Raw genomic sequence first — 16,449 nt, forward strand, 5'->3', positions numbered from 1 at the left:
CGCACCGGTGACCCGGGCGCCTGAGCTGTGATACCCATCACCCATGAGCCAGGTCGCGTCCGAGCGCGCCCAGGCCCGGTGCCCGCTCGTCCTGGTCGTGGACGACGACGCCGCCATCCGCACCGTCGTCCGGTGGCAGCTGGACGACGAGGGCTTCCGCGTCGCCGAGGCCGACGACGGCCCCACCGCCCTGCGCCGGATCCGCGAGGACAGCCCGGCCCTCGTCGTCCTCGACCTGTCGCTGCCCGGCGTCGGGGGGCTCGACGTCCTCCGCTCCCTGCGCGGCGGGCAGCTGGGGCGCTCCGACACCCCGGTGATCGTGCTGTCCGGGCGCAACGGCGAGACCGACCGCATCGTCGGGCTCGACCTCGGCGCCGACGACTACCTGGTCAAGCCGTTCTCGCCCGGCGAGCTGGCGGCCCGGGTGCGCTCGGTGCTGCGTCGCAGCGCGCCGGACGCCGCCGACGAGGCCCTCACGGTCGGCGACGTCCGCATCGAGCCGGCCAGCCGCCGCGTGGTGGTCTCCCGCGGCGACGCCGGGGTGGCGACGGACGTCGAGCTGACGCCCAAGGAGTTCGACCTGCTGGCCTTCCTGGCCGCGCACCCGCGTCACGTGTTCACCCGCGTCCAGCTCCTCGACCGGGTGTGGCACTCCTCGGCGGAGTGGCTCGGCGAGGCCACCGTGACCGAGCACGTCCACCGGCTGCGCACCAAGGTCGAGGCCGACCCGGCCGCGCCCCGGCTGCTGCGGACGGTCCGCGGGGTCGGCTACCAGCTCGTGGACGACGAGTGACCGCCGAGGTCGCGGGTCGCGCCCCGACCGGGGCTCCCGAGGTGGGCCTCGCGCCGGACGACGCCCGCGTGATGCTGACCCGGCAGCGCGGGATCCTGGAGATGATCGCCCGCGCCGCACCCCTGGCCGACGTGCTGGACGAGCTGCTGTCGTCCCTCGAGACGCTCATGGACGGCGCGAGCTGCTCGGTGCTCCTGCTGGACCGTGAGCAGCGCACCCTGCACCACGGCGCGGCGCCGAGCCTGCCCGAGACCTACGTCCGGGCCATCGACGGCATCACCATCGGGGACGGCGCCGGGTCCTGCGGGACGGCCGCCGCCCGCAACGCCCCGGTCGTCGCGATCGACGTGCGCTCGGACGCGCGGTGGGCCGGGTTCCGCGGCCTCGCCCTCGACGCGGGGCTGCGCAGCTGCTGGTCGACCCCCATCGAGGGCCACGACGGCCTGCCCGTGGGGACCTTCGCGGTTTACCACGCCCGGCCCCACCGCCCGAGCCCGCGCGAGCAGCTGCTGGTGGACCGCTTCACCCACCTCGCGTCGGTCGCCATCGACCACGCCCGCGTGCTGGGTGACCTGGTCACCAGCGAGGAGCGGTTCCGCCGGTCGTTCGACGACAACCCCCTCGGGATGGTCCTGCTGCGGCCCGACGGGACCGTCGACCGCAGCAACCGCGCCTTCGACGCCCTGGCCCGCCCCCACGGGCCCCTCGCCGGACGTCGGCTCGCCGACGTGCTGGCCCCGGTCGACGGGCGCCTCGAGGAGCAGCTCGACGAGCTGGGCCCCGACCGGCCCGGCCCGGTCACCTTCGAGGCCCGGGTGCGCCCGGGCGACGGAGGGGACGAGGTCGCGGTCGAGACCACCGCGTCGCTGCTGTGCGCCTCCGACGACGGTCCGACCCAGTACGTCGTCAACGTGCTGGACCTGACCGAGCGACGGGCCGCCGAGCGCGACCGGCGCGCCCGTCTCGAGGCCGAGACCGCCCGTCGTACGGCGGAGGAGCTGACGCACGCGAAGTCGGCGCTGCTCGCGGCGGTCGGCCACGAGGCGCGCACCCCGATCCAGGCCATCGTGGGCTTCACCGAGCTGCTGGGCACCCTCGACCTCGAGCCGGCGCGGCGCCGCGAGGCGCTCGGCCACATCGACGCCGCGGCCGGGCACGTGATGGACCTCCTGACCGACGTCCTCGACCTCAGTCGTCTCGAGACCCACGTCCTGCCGCTGGCGATCGAGCCGGTGCGGCTCGCGGACGTCGTCCGGGAGGCCCAGGCGCTGCTCACGACCAAGTCCGCCACCCGCGAGTTCAGCCTCGTCGAGGACGTCGGACCGGAGGTGGTGCTGGTCGACCGCCGGCGGCTGCGGCAGGTGCTGCTGAACCTCCTCGTCAACGCGATCCGGCACGGCCGGGTCGGCGGGCGCGCCGTCGTGCGCTCGAGCGCCGAGGGCCCGCACGACGTCCGGGTGACCCTGACCGACGACGGGCCCGGCATCCCCGCCGAGGTGCTTCCCCGCCTCTTCACGCCGTTCTCCCGACCGGCGACGGCCGCGGCGGACGACCAGGCCGCCGACGAGAGCATCGGTCTGGGCGTCGGGCTGGCCCACGGCCTCATGCAGGCCATGGGCGGCGAGCTCCGCGTCGGCGCCACGGGCCCGGCGGGGACGACGATGCTGCTGCGCGTCCCCGCGGCCGGGTCCCGACGGACCACCCCCACGACGGGTGTCACCGCCCCCGTCACCACCCTCGCCGGCGCCCGTGCGCCGGACGTGCAGCACGAGCACGCCGACGACCCCGACACGAGAGGACACCGCCCATGACCGCCACCCTGTTCGCCTGCTACCGCCACCCCGAGGACCCCGCGGCCTTCGACCGCCACTACGCCGACGTGCACGCCGACCTCGGCCGCGCCCTGCCCGGCCTGCAGTCCTTCACCGGCACCCACACCCAGCCCGGCCCGGACGGACAGGCCGCGCCGTACTACTTCATCGCCGCCCTGACCTTCCCGGACGCCGCGACGATGGGCGCCGCCCTGTCCGGGCCGGAGGGTGGGGCCGCGGTCGCGGACCTCGAGAACTTCGCCGGCGCCGGTGTCGACCTGATCACCGGGGGCACCACCACGTACGCCTGAGCTCGCGCCGGAGATCGAGGTGCGAGGCCCGTCGCCGGGACCCCTCGCACCTCGACCTCCGACCGGGGCGGTCAGTCCTCGCTGGCCGCCCAGCCCGTGACCTTCACGATCCGGCACACGAGCACCCGGTGGAACGGCTTGTCGGCGTACTGCGGCACCGTCCGGGCCAGCCGGTCGCCCAGCTCGTCGGTGAGGGCGGTCGGTGGGTCGGGCACGTGCTCGAGCTGGGCCCGCACCCACCACAGCCGCGACCAGTCCTCGGCGTCCCAGTGCTCCACGAGCAGGGACCCCCGAGGGTCGGCGTCGAGGTTGTCCTCCCGCTGCAGCCGCGTCCGCGACTTCGGCTTGACGCTGTCGATCGGGACGCCGACGTGCCCGTCGCCGCTGACGGCGTACACCACCGGCTGGGGGTCGGGCCCCCGCTCGGGGTGCAGGGTGCAGAGCACGCCGTGGACGTGGTCGCCGAGACGGGTCCGCGCCGCCTCCTGGTCGAGCTTCATGCGACCACCCTCGCCCACCGGGCGCGGCCGGACCATCACCGTCCGATCAACGTCGACCCCGGGGGCGCCCGACGCCCTTGACCACCGCGGGGCGGCGGGTGAGGTTGTGCCCATGAACCTGGCGACGTGGGTGGAACGCCACGGACGGCGGCTGCGCGACGACCCCGCTCTCGCGACCGGGGAGGACGTCCACGCGACGTGGGGCGAGCTCGCGGCCCGGGTGGCCGGCGGCGCCGGCGGCCTGCGTGACCGGCTCGGCCTCGAGCCCGGTGACCGCGTCGCGATCGTCATGGGCAACCGTCCGGAGTACCTCGAGGTCCAGTACGCCGCGTGGCACGCCGGGCTGGTCGCCGTCCCCGTCAACGCGCGGCTCCACCGCGACGAGATCGCGTACGTGCTCGAGCACTCCGGCGCGCGGGTCGCGGTCACCGACGACGAGCACGCCGAGGACGTCGGAGCCCTGCTCGAGCGGGTGGGCACCCTCGAGGCCGTCGTCCGCGCTCCGGGGCCGGAGTGGGAGGGGTTGCGCACCGCCGCCCCGGTGCCGCTGACCGACCGTGGCACCGACGACCCGGCCTGGTTGTTCTACACGAGCGGCACGACCGGTCGCCCGAAGGGCGCGACCCTCACCCACGGCAACCTGTTGATGGCCTCGCTCAGCTACTTCGCCGACATCGACCCCGTCGCGTCCACCGACAGCGTGCTGCACGCCGCGCCGCTGTCGCACGGGTCCGGCCTGTACGGGCTGCCGCACGTCGCGAAGGGCGCGGTCAGCGTGTTCACGGAGGGGACCGTGGACGGCGCCCGCCTGCTCACCCTGACCCGACGGTGGCCGGGTCTGTCGTTCTTCGCCGCCCCGATCATGGTCCGGCGCCTCGCCGGCGACGAGGCGCTGCGGGACGCGGACCTGTCCGGGCTGAAGACGATCATCTACGGCGGCGCGCCCATGTACCTGGCCGACCTCGAGGCGGCGCTCGGGACGTTCGGCCCGCGGCTGGCCCAGATCTACGGGCAGGGCGAGACCCCCATGACGATCACGGGTCTGTCGAAGGCCGACCACGCCGGGACGGACCACCCGCGGTGGCGCGAGCGGATGCAGAGCGTCGGGTTCCCGCGCACCGACGTCGACGTCCGCGTCGTGGACCCCGACGACCGGGCCGTGCCGACCGGTGAGGTCGGCGAGGTGCTCGTACGCGGCGGGGTCGTGATGTCCGGCTACTGGCAGGCCGAGGAGGCGACCGCGGAGACGCTGCGCGGCGGCTGGCTGCACACCGGGGACGTCGGCAGCCTCGACGAGGACGGCTTCCTGACCCTGAAGGACCGCTCGAAGGACCTGATCATCTCGGGTGGCATGAACATCTACCCCCGCGAGGTCGAGGAGGCGCTCCTCACCCACCCGCAGGTGGAGGCCGTCGCGGTCGTCGGCCGCCCCGATCCCGAGTGGGGGGAGTCCGTGGTGGCGTTCGTCGTCCCCGGCGACGACCCGCCGTCCAGCGAGGACCTGGACCGCACCTGCCTGGACCGGATCGCCCGGTTCAAGCGGCCGAAGGAGTACCACCTCGTCGACGCCCTGCCGACCAACAGCTACGGCAAGGTCCTCAAGCGCGAGCTCCGCGAGCAGCTGGCGGGGGAGTAGGTCGTCCGGTCCGCAGCATCCCGGAGGCGAGCGCAGCGAGCGCGCGTCGTCGGGCCGTCGTACGGCGACCGACGGCACGGTGTCGTCCCTGACTCACCCGGTGCGTCACAGGCGACACGCACTGGTCCGGTCGGCGGTCTCGACCACCTCGCCTGGGTCGGGTGCAGGGATCTCGTGGCTCGGCCGTGGCCGGCCTCGCACCTCGATGTCCGGCGTCGCCTCCGGTGGTCGAGCAGCCCGCGAGCGCGCGTCGTCGGGACCGTCGTACGGCGACCGGTGGTCCCGGCGCGGTCGCTCGCCGGGGTCGGGCAGCGTTGATCAAACGATGAGAGGCCCGAGCCTTGCGGTGGTCAGGGGGCGGAATGTGGGATGCCTCACAGAGGGCCGGGACCCTGCGCCGCCGGCCGACGCCCCCTCCCGAGGAGATGTCCACCGATGAAGCTCGCGCTGTACCTGCCCACGTTCCGCGACCACGTCACGGTCCAGGAGCTCGCCGACCTGACCGACCTCGCCGAGGAGCTCGACTTCGACTCGGTGTGGACCCTCGACCGGGTCATCGTGCCCGAGGCCTCCGACCGCGGGGAGATGCAGTACCCGTTCGGGATGATGGAGCAGTTCCCGCTGCAGATGCCGGTGAGCTCGACGGGCAAGTGGTTCCAGGGGTGGCCCCTGCTGCCCTGGCTCGCGGCGCGCACCAGCAAGGTCCGCATCGGCATGAGCATCACGGTGACGCCGTTCCGCAACCCCGGCGTCTTCGCCGCCGAGTGCGCCACCATCGACCACCTCTCCGACGGCCGGCTCAACGTGGGCGTCGGGTCCGGATGGATGCCGGAGGAGTTCGCGGCCGCGAGCGTCGCCGACGTCTTCCCCCGCCGCCACGGCCACGTCCGGGAGACCATCGAGATCTGCCAGGGCATCTGGAACAACGAGCACTTCGAGTACCACGGCGAGTTCGCCGACTTCGGCCCGTCCGGCTTCGGGCACAAGCCCGTCCAGCCCGGCGGCCCGCCGATCTGGTTCAGCGGCCTCAAGGACGCGAAGCGCTCCGCCCGCCGCATCTCCAAGTACGGCCTCGCCGGCTGGATCGGCATCCAGGACACCCCGGACGAGATCGCTCGGTGGCGCGGGGCGATCTCCGACGAGCTGGACGCCATCGGCACCACCAGCATCGACAACGTCGAGATGAGCAGCATGATCTGGTTCACGATCACCGACACCGAGGTCGACCAGACCGACAACGGCAAGGTCAGCAACCTGCTCGTCGGCACCGAGCAGCAGATCACCGACCGGCTGAAGGCCTACCAGGAGGCGGGCATGACCATGCCGCTGATCTGGCCGCCGTTCGCCGACGTGCCGGTGTCCAAGACGCTCGACGACCTCAAGCGCCTGAAGAACGACATCATGCCGAAGGTCGAGGCCTCCTGAGGCCCTGAGCGGGCCACGGAGGTGTCACGGCCGGGGCGCGAGCGCGTCGAGCACGCGCTCCGCCTCGGCCGTCGCCGCGTCCGGGTCGAGGTGCGGCGCCCCGACGCGGGAGTCGAAGTTGAGGTCGACGAAGACCTCGGTGACGCCCTGGGCGGCGAGGGCGGCGAGGTCCTCGCGGACCTGGTCCGCCGAGCCCTGCAGGGGACGGCGGTCGGCGCCGGCGTCGCTCTCGGTCACGTCGACCAGGCCCCGCACCAGGATCCGGACGGCGTCCGGGTCGCGTCCCGCCTCCCGGGCCCCGGCGCGCACGTGCTCGACCGAGGCGGCGATCGTCGTCAGGTCCTGCTTGCTGCTGCCGATCCAGCCCTGCGCCAGCCGGCCGGCGCGGCGCAGGGCCGCCGGCGCGGACCCGCCGATCAGCAGCGGCGGGTGCGGGTCCTGCAGCGGGGCGAGGCCGGTGTGGGACGGCGGGACGGTGTAGAACTCGCCGTCGAACGAGACGGGGTCGTCGGTCCACAGCGCCGTCAGGCAGCGCAGGTACTCCTCCATCCGGGCGCCCCGCCGCTCGAACGGCACGCCCGCCGCCTCGTACTCGTGGGGCATCCAGCCGATCCCCAGGCCCACGGCCAGCCGGCCGCCCGTCAGGTGGTCGAGGGTGGCCGCGGCCTTGGCCATCACGACCGGCGCGATGAACGGCGCGCAGATGGTGGCGGTGCCGAGGCCGATCCGCTCGGTGTGCGACGCGACGTACGCCAGGGGGAGCAGGGGGTCGTGCACCTGCTGGTACGACGGGTCGTCGGCCGCCCGGGTGCCCGGGTTCTCACGGCGGTCGAAGGCGGGGTCGAGGCCACCCTCGACGGGGTACAACAGGCGTTGGAAGGTCCACAGCGAGGCGTAGCCGAGCTCCTCCGCCCGGCGTGCGACGTGGACCATCCGGTCCGGTGTCGCCCACGCACCCGAGACGGGCAGTCCGAACCCCAGCAGCGGCGAAGACACGCTCATCGGCACAGGATGACACCCACCACCCCCGTACGACCCCTCCGGAAGGACAGCCACCCCACATGAGCGAGACCCGCGAGACCCCGGCCCTCCGACTCGGCTACAAGGCCTCCGCCGAGCAGTTCGGCCCCCGCGAGATCGTCGACCTCGGCGTCCGTGCCGAGGAGGTCGGCCTCGACAGCGTGTGGATCTCCGACCACCTCCAGCCCTGGCGGCACGAGGGCGGCCACGCGCCGTACGCCCTGGCCTGCCTGGCGGCCATCGGGGAGCGCACCGAGCGGGTCGTGCTCGGCACGTCCGTGCTGACCCCGACCTTCCGGTACAACCCGGCGGTGCTGGCTCAGCACCTCGCGACGCTGACGCTGCTCAACCCCGGCCGCGTCGTCCTCGGGGTCGGCACCGGCGAGGCGCTGAACGAGATCTCGGTGGGGCTCGCCGAGTGGCCGGAGTTCAAGGAGCGCTGGGCGCGGCTGCGGGAGTCGGTGCGGCTCATGCGCGCGCTGTGGGACGGCGAGCGGGTGACGTTCGAGGGCGACTACTACTCGACCGTCGACGCCACGATCTACGACCGCCCCGAGGGCGGGGTGCCGATCTACGTCGCCGCGGGCGGGCCCCAGATGGCGCGGTACGCCGGCCGTGTCGGCGACGGCTTCATCTGCACCAGCGGCAAGGGCATGGACCTCTACACCGACAAGCTGCTGCCGGCCGTCGAGGAGGGCCTGGCGAAGGCGGAGCGCGGGCCCGGGGACCTCAGCCGGATGATCGAGATCAAGCTGTCCTACGCGCACACCCGGGAGGAGGCCCTCGAGAACTGCCGCTTCTGGGCGCCCCTGTCGCTCAGCGCGGAGCAGAAGCACCAGCTCGACGACCCCGTCGAGATGGCGCGGGCGGCCGACGAGCTGCCGATCGAGCAGGTCGCCTCGCGCTGGATCATCGAGACCACCCCCGAGGGCGTCGTCGACGCGGTCCGGCCGTACGTCGAGGCGGGGTTCGACCACCTCGTCTTCCACGCGCCGGGCCACGACCAGCAGGGCTTCCTGTCGTCGTTCTCGTCCGAGGTCGTGCCGGGGCTCCGCGAGCTGCAGGGCGTGCTGCCCACGCCGTGAGCGCCGGCGCGGTGGCTGCCAGCGGACCGCAAGGACGGTGACGGGGGCACGCACGAGGGTGGCCGCGTGCCCCCGTCGACGACACCGAGCCCGTGACCGGCCCACCCCCGGAGCCACCGGACCCACCGGCCGCCTGGCTCGCGCCCTGGTTCACCCCGCCCACCCGCACCGAGCTGGTGACCGGGCACCACCTGCGACCGCTGCGTGCCGCGGACGTCGGGCTGCCCGGCCTCCCGCCCGGCCTCGACCCCGAGGTGGCCGCTGCGGCCGGGCTCGCCCGTACCGCCTTCGTCTACGGCGCGTTCGACGACGAGGAGCGGCGCCTGCTCGCCTGGGTCACCCTCGACCCCGGCGCCGCCCCCCACGACGTGCGGGTCGGCTGGTCGCTCGCGCCGGAGGAGGTCGGTGGCGGCCTCGGGGACGCCCTGTCGTCGGCGCTGCCGGACTGGCTGCGGCGCACCTGGCCGTGGACGTCACCCCTCGTCGTCCGCCGCTGAGTCCGCCACTGAGTCCGCCGCCAGCGCCAGGGCCACGGTCCCCTCCAGCCCGAGCACCCGTCCGGCCCGTCGGCACCCCTCGTACGCCGGGGTGCCGAGCGTGCTCGCGATCGTCGCGGCCGCGGTGTCCCGGGCGGCGTCGTCCGGCAGGTAGTAGCCGCCGTACGCCTGCCCGTTGCCGAGCTCGCGGCAGGACTCGGCGGCTCCGAGCAGCGTCGCCAGCCGCCGCGACCCCCCGGCCCCGGCGCCGCCGACGCGGAGCTCGGTCACCACCAGCAGGTCCAGGAAGTAGGAGAGGTTCGACAGGTCGCCGATCTCCTGCGACAGCCGGATGCCCTCGCGCAGGTGGTCCCGCGCCGCCGCGTCGTCCGTGCCGGACTCGGTGCGGGCCAGGGTCCACAGGGCCGAGAAGGCGCCGAGCCGGTCGCCGCGGGCGGACGCCAGGGCTCGCCCCTGCTCGACGTGCGCCAGCGCCTCCTCCCGTCGTCCGGTCTCGAGGAGCGCCGTGCCCAGCCACACGTGGGTGAGGACCTGGAGCCACGGTCCGTAGGTGTCCGCGGCGAGGCCCTCGGTCAGCACGAGGGCGTCCTCGAGGTGGGGCCGGGCGGAGGCGGGGTCGCCGGCGGCCAGGGCGGCGATCCCCAGACCGGCGCGGCTGTTCGCCTCGGCCTCCACGTCGCCCAGGTCGAGGGCGGCGTCGAGCGCCGTCGCCCAGGCGGCGCCGGCGGCGACGTGGTCGCCCTGGGCGTAGGCCATGCAGGCCACCGCGATGGTGGCGCGGGTCCGGGTGCGGGGTGTGGCGTCGGGCAGGGACGCCGCCCGCGTCGCCGTCCGGCGGCCGAGGTCGGAGAGCCCCCGCAGCCACCAGTACAGCCACAGCGACCACGCGATCCGGCCCGGCGTCTCGTGGTCCCCGGCGGCGACGCTGCGCTCGAGGGCGGCGAGGAGGTTGGGGTGCTCGTCGTCCACCACCCGCAGCCACGTCACCTGCTCCGCGCCCCGGTAGCCGGGCGCGGCCCGCTCGGCCAGGTCGAGGCAGGCGCGGGCGTGGGCCTCCACCGCGGCCTCGTGCTCGGCGGGGACGGCGAGCCGTCGGGCGTGCTGCGCGACCGGCTCGAGCATCGCGTACCGCGGACGCCCGTCCGGCGACCAGCGGACGGAGACGAGGGAGTGCTCCACGAGCTCCTCCAGGTCGCCGAGCGCGTCCGCGGAGCAGACGTCGACGAACAGCTCGAGCGACCAGCCACCGCTGAAGACCCCGAGGTCGCGGAACAGGCGCTGGGCCGGCTCGGGCAGCAGGCGGTAGCTCCAGTCGAGGGTGGCCTGCATCGTGCGTTGCCGCGCGGGGAGGTCCCGCGGGCCCGAGGACAGGGCCTCGTCGAGACGGTCCAGGAGGACGTCGAGGGTGAGGACCCGCACCCGCGCGGCGGCGAGCTCGAGGGCGAGCGGGATGCCGCCGAGACGGTGGCAGATCTCCGCGACGGGTGCGGCCGTCAGGTCGTCGAGGACGAAGCCGCGGGCGACGGCCCGGGCGCGGGTCACGAAGAGGGACACGGCGGGGGAGCGGGCGATCTCGGCGGCGTCGCCGTCGCGGCGCGGGACGGCCAGCGGCTCCACCAGCCGCTCCTCCTCGCCCGCGACGCGCAGCGGTGCCCGGCTCGTCACCAGGACCACCAGGCCGGGGCACGCCCCGACGAGGTACGACACGTCGGGCGCCGCGTCCAGGAGGTGCTCGGCGTTGTCGAGGACCAGGAGCACCCTCCGCGCGCCCACCAGGGCGACGGTGGCCGTCCGGGGGTCGGCGTCCGCGGCGGCGTCCGCCGGGGCGGGCAGCACCTGTCGGAGGGCGTGGAGGATCGTCGGGAGCACCTGCTGCGGGTCGGCGAGGGTCGCGAGCGGGACGAGGACGACGCCGTCGGGGACCTGCTGCCGCAGGCCTGCCGCGACGGCCAGGGCGAGCCGGGTCTTGCCGACGCCGCCGGTCCCGGTCAACGTGAGCAGCCGGGTGCCGCCCAGCAGGGAGGCGGCGACCTCCTCGACGAGGCGCTCGCGTCCGACCAGCACCGTGGGCGGCTCGACCAGGCCCGCTCCGGCCCCGCCCGACGGGGGTTCGGGGCTGGGGGCGGCGCCCGCCGGGGCCGCCGCCGGGGCCGCCGCCGGGGCCGCCGCCGGGGCCGCCGGTGGGGTCGCCGGTGGGGTCGCCGGTGGGGTCGCCGGTGGGGTCGCCGGTGGGGTCGCCGGTGGGTCCAGCGCCGGGTCCTGCAGGAGGACCTGCTCCTGGAGGCGCCGCAGGCGGGGTCCCGGGTCGACCCCCAGGTCCTCCACGAGACGGTGGCGCCCGGTCTCGAACACCTCGAGCGCCGCGGCCTGTCGCCCGGAGCGGTAGAGCGCCACCATCAGCGCGCCGCGCAGCCCCTCGTGCAGGGGCTCGCGGTCCACGAGCGGGCCCAGCGTCTCCACGACCTGCTGGTGGCGGCCGAGGCGCAGGTCGAGGTCGGCGGCGAGCTCCTGGGCGTCGAGGTGGCGGGCGTCGAGGCGGGCGGCCTCGGCCCGCGCGAACCGCTGGGGGACGTCGGCGTACGCCTCGCCGCGCCAGAGACCGAGGGCCTCGCCGACCAGGGTCCGCGCGAGGGCGGGGTCCGGTTCCTCGCGCGCTCCGCGGAGCAGGGTCGCGAAGCGTGCCGCGTCGACGGCCTCGGGTCCCAGCGCGAGCCGGTAGCCGGGGGACTGCGTGACGAGGGCGTCGGGGCCGAGACGGCGCCGGAGCCGGGACACGTAGCTGTGCAGCGTCGACAAGGATCCCTCCCCGTCGGCGTCCCAGACCCGGTCCAGCAGCGCGTCGACCCCGACCACCCGCGGGGCGTCGACCACGAGGGCGGCCAGCAGCGTCCGCAGGGCGGGCATCAGCTCGACGTCCTCGCCGCCGACCGTGAGCAGCGTCGGCCCGAGCACGCGGAGGGTCACGGGGGCGGACGGGTCGGCGGCCACGGCGCGATCCTAGGCAACTCCCGGCGGAGCGGGGAGGGGCTTGCAACCGACCTCAAGTCGGGTGCCAGTGGCTCGCAAGGGCGTGGCGCGAACCTCGTCGCAGACACCTGACGACGACACGGGAGACAGTCATGACCCTCACCGCGACCGCCCCCTGGGACGCGGCAACCCTCACCCCCTGCCGGGACGACCTCGACCTCTGGTTCGCGGAGAAGCCGGAGGTCCTCGCGGTCGCGCAGGCCCTCTGCGGCGGGTGCCCGCTGGCCGAGGCGTGCCTCACCGGTGCGCTCGAGCGTGCTGAGCCCTGGGGGGTGTGGGGTGGTCGGATCCTCGTGGACGGCGCGGTGGTCGCGGTCAAGCGGGGCCGGGGTCGTCCTCCGCGCTCGGCCCCGACCGCGCCCGCAGCCGTGCGGCCTGCCGGGTGAGGTGGTCCCGCTCCGCGAGGCTCCCCGCCCGGGCGGCGGCCTCGGCGTAGAGCCGGCCGGCGGTCGTCACGTCGCCGTCGCGCTCGTGGAGGTACGCCGACGCCGCCGTCCACCGCGGCACGCCCGCGTCGACCTCCGCCAGGGCCCGCAGACCGGCGCGGGGCCCGTCCGCCTCCCCGACGGCCACCGCCCGGGCGAGGCGGGCGACCGGGTCCTCGCCGAGGGCGAGCAGCTCGTCGTACCACTCGACGACCTGGACCCAGTCGGTCTCCGCCGCGCTCGGGGCGTCGGCGTGCAGCGCCGCGACGGCGGCCTGCGCCTGCATCGGGCCGAGCACGTCGCGGGCGAGGGCGGCCTGCAGGACGGCGACCCCCTCGGTGATCATCGCGGTGTCCCACAGGGAGCGGTCCTGCTCGGCGAGCGGCACGAGGGCCCCGTCGGCCCGGGTCCGCGCCGGTCGCCGCGCGTGGTGCAGCAGCATCAGGGCCAGCAGCCCGCCGACCTCCGGGTGGTCGGCGAGCACGGCGAGCTGCCGGGTGAGCCGGATGGCCTCCGCCGCCAGGTCCACGTCGCCGGAGTGGCCCTCGTTGAACACGAGGTAGAGCACCCGCAGCACCGTCGCCAGGTCTCCTGGGCCCTCGCCGCGCAGCCCCGCCTCGGCGACCGTGCGCTTCGCGCGGCTGATGCGCTGCGCCATCGTCGACTCGGGCACGAGGTACGCCGCCGCGACCTGACGGGTGCTCAGACCGCCGACCGCCCGGAGGGTCAGCGCGACCGCGGACGCCGGCGTGAGTGCGGGGTGGGCGCACAGCACGTACAGCGCCAGCGTGTCGTCCGTGTCGCGCGGCGCCCCCGGTTCGGGCTCGTCGGTGACGAGGTCCTCCCTGCGACGCCGGGCCGAGTCGCTGCGCACCAGGTCGAGGAAGCGGCGCCAGGCGACGGTGACGAGCCACCCCTTGGGATCGCGGGGCGGCTCGTCCGCCCAGGTCCGGACCGCCTCCAGCAGCGCCTCCTGGACGGCGTCCTCGGCCGTCGCGAAGTCGGCCCCGCGACCCACGAGGACGCCCGTCACCTCCGGGGTGAGGCGCCGCAGCAGGGCCTCGTCCACGAGGCTCAGTCCGTGACCGTCGGGGCGTCGCCGTACAGCGGGCGCACCTCGAGCCACTCCCCGAGGGGTCGCCCGCCCGCGCCGGGCGCGGCGGACAGCTCGCCCGCGAGCTCGACGGCGCGCGCCCGGTCGTCGACGTCGATGATCATCCAGCCGGCGATCAGGTCCTTGGTCTCCGGGAACGGCCCGTCGGTCACCGGCGGGCGGCCCTCCCCGTCGTACCGGACCCAGAGGCCGTCGGGCAGCAGGGCCTGGGAGTCGACGAACTCCCCGGAGCCACGCAGCCGGTCGGCGAAGTCGTCCATGTAGCGCAGGTGGGCGTCGACCTCGTCGGGCTCCCACTGGTCCATCGGGACGTCGTTCGTCGACGCGGGGTTGCCGCGGTAGTGCTTGAGCAGCAGGTACTTCGCCATGGCCGGTCTCCTCGGTGCTGTGTCGAACGGTGTCGTGCGGCCCATCCTGGCCGCCTCGTCCCGGGGACGGAGCCGGCCGCGTCGTCTCGACATCGGCGGGGTCGTGACTTTCGGGCAGGTCGGCACACTGACCGGATGACCGACGTGACCGGGCCCCGATGAGCCGCCGTACGCGGGTCGCGGGAGTCCTCGGCGCCGTGCTGCTGCTCCTCGGTGGCGGGGCGGTGCTCCTGGACGTCGTCCGCGGTGCGGGGACCGGCGGCGACGACCGGCGCGACGCCGGACCGCGTGGGGGCGGGCGCGAGGTCCCGGCGGGGTTCCGCCCGGAGCGGGGCGGCCCGCGGGCGGGGGTGGTCACGGTCGCGTCGTTCAACGTGCTCGGGGCCGACCACACGGGCCCCGGGGGAGACAGCAAGCCGGACTGGCCGGAGTACACCGAGCGCCTGCCCGAGATGGTGGACATGCTCGACGAGGCCTCCGTCGGGGTCGCCGGGCTCCAGGAGCTGCAGAAGCGCCAGTGGGCCCTCCTGCGCTCCGACCACGGCGACACGTGGGGCGTCTTCCCCCGCACCGACACCGTCGTCACCGCCAACACCATCGTGTGGCGACGGGCGGACTGGACGCTCGTCCGCGCCCGGCAGTTCGACATCCCCTACTTCGGGGGCGTTCCGCAGGCGCAGGCCTGGGCGACGCTGCGGCAGCGGTCGACCGGGCGGACGCTGCACCTGGTCAACGTGCACAACCCCTACGACCTGAACGGCAGCAACGAGCGGTACCGCGCACGAGCGCTCCGCATCGAGCGGCGGCTGGTGCAGCGGCTGGCGACCGACGGCAGCCCCGTCTTCCTCGTCGGGGACTTCAACGAGATCACCGACCCCCACTGCGTGCTGACCCGCGCCGGCATGACCAACGCCTTCGGCGACGGAGGGTCCTCGCCCTGCCGCCCGCCCCGACGGGCGGGCATCGACCAGGTCTTCACCCTCGGTGTCGACGCAGGCCCGGCGCGGGTGGACACCGCGGGGATCCGCCGTCAGGTCTCGGACCACCCGCTGGTCACGGTACGGCTCCCGGGCGGCCGGGTGCCCGACTGAGCGGTCCGGTCCCGGTGCCGTCGCCGAGGTCGGGGTCGGCGAGCACGAGCCCGCACCCGCGCCGCATCGACGTCGGGAGCGCCGACACCGCGACCAGGGCCACGAAGCCGGCGACCACCTTGTCCACCAGCGAGGCCAGCAGGTTCGACGCGATGCTCGCCGCGACCCAGCCCCCGAGTCCGGCGGCCAGGGTCACGGTCAGCTGGTCCTGCGGGCCCCGGGGCTCCGCCCCCGCCACCAGCAGCAGGATCGGCACCGCGAGCGACGTGCTCACGACGGCGACGGCGGCGTTCAGGGCGAGGAAGCGGGGGAGGGTCCGCCCCATCCCCCGGGTGCGGACGCCGTACCCCCACAGGAGTGCTCCCGCCACGTTGACGAGCAGGAACGGCAGCTCCTCCGGCGCCGTGAGGCCGAGGCCGACCACCGAGCTCGTCGCCCCGACGAGCGCCCCGCGCCACGGGCCGAGCGCGATCGCCGCGATCGCGGTCCCGACCATGTCCAGGAAGAAGGGCAGGTCGGTGGCGGCCACGAACCACAGGCCCGCCAGGTTGAGGGCGACGCACGCCGCCACGAGGGCCGACGCCGCGCGGGCGCCGGGACCCCGCGCCGGGGGCCGGACGACGACGGTCTCGGTCCCGGCGTCCTCGTCGGTGTCGGTCGGTGCCGGGGCGGGCGCAGGCCCGGGGACGGCGGCCGGAGGCCCGCCCGACGGTGCGCGCGCCGCGGCGACCCACTCCTCGACCCCGGCCTCCGGTACACCGAGTGCGAGGGCGATCTCCGCGACGAGGGGGAGGTTCATCCGCTTCCTGCCGTCACGGAAGCAGTCGTAGACCGTCGACCGCGCCACCCGTGCCCCGGCCGGGGTCGCCCCGGCGGCGAGGCGCCGGTCACGCACCCGGGTCGCGATCGTCTGGAACGACGGCTCTCCGGCGTCGGCCCGGAGCCGACGGAGCTCGGACGCCAGCGGTGTCCACCGCCCGTCGTCCGGCAGGTCCGGGTCGTCCTGCGGGTCGTCCTGCGGGTCGTCCTGCGGGTCGTCCCCGCGTGCGGAATCCATCCGACACCCCCATGTCGTCAGCGACCGGGCGGCAACGCGCGCCGTCCGGCCCGTGCGGACCCTAGGGCATGTCCGCTGTCCGGGAGCGTCCGGGAGCGCCGGCCGGGGCTGACATCCTCCGGGTCGCGGCGGTGTGATGACGGCGGTCTCGCGCGCTCGACCCGGGGGAGGCGCGCGAGACCCCCGACGAGCTGCGGCGACCCCGGCGGGCGACCGGCGGGGGTCGTGGGGGGAGACGCGGTGCCCAGGTTCTTCCTAGGATCGCTCCAGCACCGAACGCCGGTGCCTC

Annotated in this window: 15 protein-coding genes; 9 read left to right on the forward strand and 6 right to left on the reverse strand. The window is 75.3% G+C overall.

The genetic code is table 11. From position 1 onward, the window contains the following. Positions 1-43 precede the first annotated feature (43 nt). Genes Q0858_RS00690 through Q0858_RS00700 form a run of 3 tightly spaced genes read left to right on the forward strand, consistent with a single transcriptional unit; the run spans position 44 to position 2,915 of the window. Complete coding sequence (locus Q0858_RS00690) at positions 44-793, forward strand: response regulator (RefSeq protein WP_299049983.1); 750 nt, start codon at positions 44-46, stop codon at positions 791-793. Continuing rightward, the gene (locus tag Q0858_RS00695) at positions 790-2,604 is read left to right on the forward strand and encodes an ATP-binding protein (RefSeq protein ID WP_299049985.1); all 1,815 of its coding nucleotides are present in this window, start codon (positions 790-792) and stop codon (positions 2,602-2,604) included. Before Q0858_RS00690 ends, Q0858_RS00695 begins: the two co-directional genes overlap by 4 nt. Beyond that, complete coding sequence (locus Q0858_RS00700) at positions 2,601-2,915, forward strand: EthD family reductase (protein ID WP_299049987.1); 315 nt, start codon at positions 2,601-2,603, stop codon at positions 2,913-2,915. Before Q0858_RS00695 ends, Q0858_RS00700 begins: the two co-directional genes overlap by 4 nt. Before the next feature lie 71 nt (positions 2,916-2,986). Here Q0858_RS00700 and Q0858_RS00705 read toward each other — a convergent pair whose 3' ends face one another. Next, positions 2,987-3,415, reverse strand: coding sequence for a hypothetical protein (locus Q0858_RS00705; RefSeq protein WP_299049989.1), 429 nt, complete (start codon positions 3,413-3,415; stop codon positions 2,987-2,989). 112 nt (positions 3,416-3,527) lie between these two features. On the opposite strand from Q0858_RS00705, the gene Q0858_RS00710 reads away from it, so the two are divergent. Together Q0858_RS00710 and Q0858_RS00715 are read left to right on the forward strand one after the other, a co-directional pair. Beyond that, complete coding sequence (locus Q0858_RS00710) at positions 3,528-5,051, forward strand: AMP-binding protein (RefSeq protein ID WP_299049991.1); 1,524 nt, start codon at positions 3,528-3,530, stop codon at positions 5,049-5,051. Positions 5,052-5,486: 435 nt separating this feature from the next. Then, complete coding sequence (locus Q0858_RS00715; RefSeq protein ID WP_299049992.1) at positions 5,487-6,476, forward strand: LLM class flavin-dependent oxidoreductase; 990 nt, start codon at positions 5,487-5,489, stop codon at positions 6,474-6,476. Positions 6,477-6,500: 24 nt separating this feature from the next. Here the strand turns inward: Q0858_RS00715 and Q0858_RS00720 are convergent, their stop codons facing one another. Continuing rightward, positions 6,501-7,478, reverse strand: coding sequence for a TIGR03619 family F420-dependent LLM class oxidoreductase (locus Q0858_RS00720; RefSeq protein WP_299049995.1), 978 nt, complete (start codon positions 7,476-7,478; stop codon positions 6,501-6,503). Positions 7,479-7,537: 59 nt separating this feature from the next. On the opposite strand from Q0858_RS00720, the gene fgd reads away from it, so the two are divergent. Further along, positions 7,538-8,581 carry a glucose-6-phosphate dehydrogenase (coenzyme-F420) gene (gene fgd / locus Q0858_RS00725; protein ID WP_299049996.1) on the forward strand — a complete coding sequence of 348 codons (1,044 nt, stop codon included), beginning with the start codon at positions 7,538-7,540 and terminating at the stop codon, positions 8,579-8,581. Between the two features lie 92 nt (positions 8,582-8,673). Then, on the forward strand, positions 8,674-9,078 hold the full coding sequence (locus Q0858_RS00730) for a hypothetical protein (protein WP_299049997.1): 405 nt from the start codon (positions 8,674-8,676) through the stop codon (positions 9,076-9,078). Here Q0858_RS00730 and Q0858_RS00735 read toward each other — a convergent pair. After that, on the reverse strand, positions 9,055-12,066 hold the full coding sequence (locus Q0858_RS00735) for a BTAD domain-containing putative transcriptional regulator (protein ID WP_299049999.1): 3,012 nt from the start codon (positions 12,064-12,066) through the stop codon (positions 9,055-9,057). The genes Q0858_RS00730 and Q0858_RS00735 overlap by 24 nt on opposite strands. Before the next feature lie 131 nt (positions 12,067-12,197). Between Q0858_RS00735 and Q0858_RS00740 the strand changes: the two genes are divergently transcribed. Then, positions 12,198-12,491, forward strand: coding sequence for a WhiB family transcriptional regulator (locus Q0858_RS00740; protein WP_299050000.1), 294 nt, complete (start codon positions 12,198-12,200; stop codon positions 12,489-12,491). Here Q0858_RS00740 and Q0858_RS00745 read toward each other — a convergent pair. Both Q0858_RS00745 and Q0858_RS00750 read right to left on the reverse strand, forming a co-directional pair. Then, entirely contained in the window at positions 12,421-13,599 is a 1,179-nt protein-coding gene (locus tag Q0858_RS00745; RefSeq protein ID WP_299050001.1) for a DUF6596 domain-containing protein, read from the reverse strand. The two genes, Q0858_RS00740 and Q0858_RS00745, sit on opposite strands and share 71 nt — an antisense overlap. Positions 13,600-13,604: 5 nt before the next feature. Further along, positions 13,605-14,012 (reverse strand): YciI family protein, encoded by a 408-nt coding sequence (locus Q0858_RS00750; protein ID WP_299050004.1) that lies wholly within the window; start codon positions 14,010-14,012, stop codon positions 13,605-13,607. Between the two features lie 158 nt (positions 14,013-14,170). Here Q0858_RS00750 and Q0858_RS00755 point away from each other — a divergent pair, with 158 nt between their 5' ends. Further along, complete coding sequence (locus Q0858_RS00755; RefSeq protein WP_299050005.1) at positions 14,171-15,103, forward strand: hypothetical protein; 933 nt, start codon at positions 14,171-14,173, stop codon at positions 15,101-15,103. Here Q0858_RS00755 and Q0858_RS00760 read toward each other — a convergent pair. Continuing rightward, the gene (locus Q0858_RS00760) at positions 15,066-16,160 is read right to left on the reverse strand and encodes a hypothetical protein (RefSeq protein WP_299050007.1); all 1,095 of its coding nucleotides are present in this window, start codon (positions 16,158-16,160) and stop codon (positions 15,066-15,068) included. The genes Q0858_RS00755 and Q0858_RS00760 overlap by 38 nt on opposite strands. Positions 16,161-16,449: the final 289 nt, after the last annotated feature.

It is taken from the genome of uncultured Nocardioides sp. (genome assembly GCF_947489365.1).
GTDB lineage: Bacteria > Actinomycetota > Actinomycetes > Propionibacteriales > Nocardioidaceae > Nocardioides.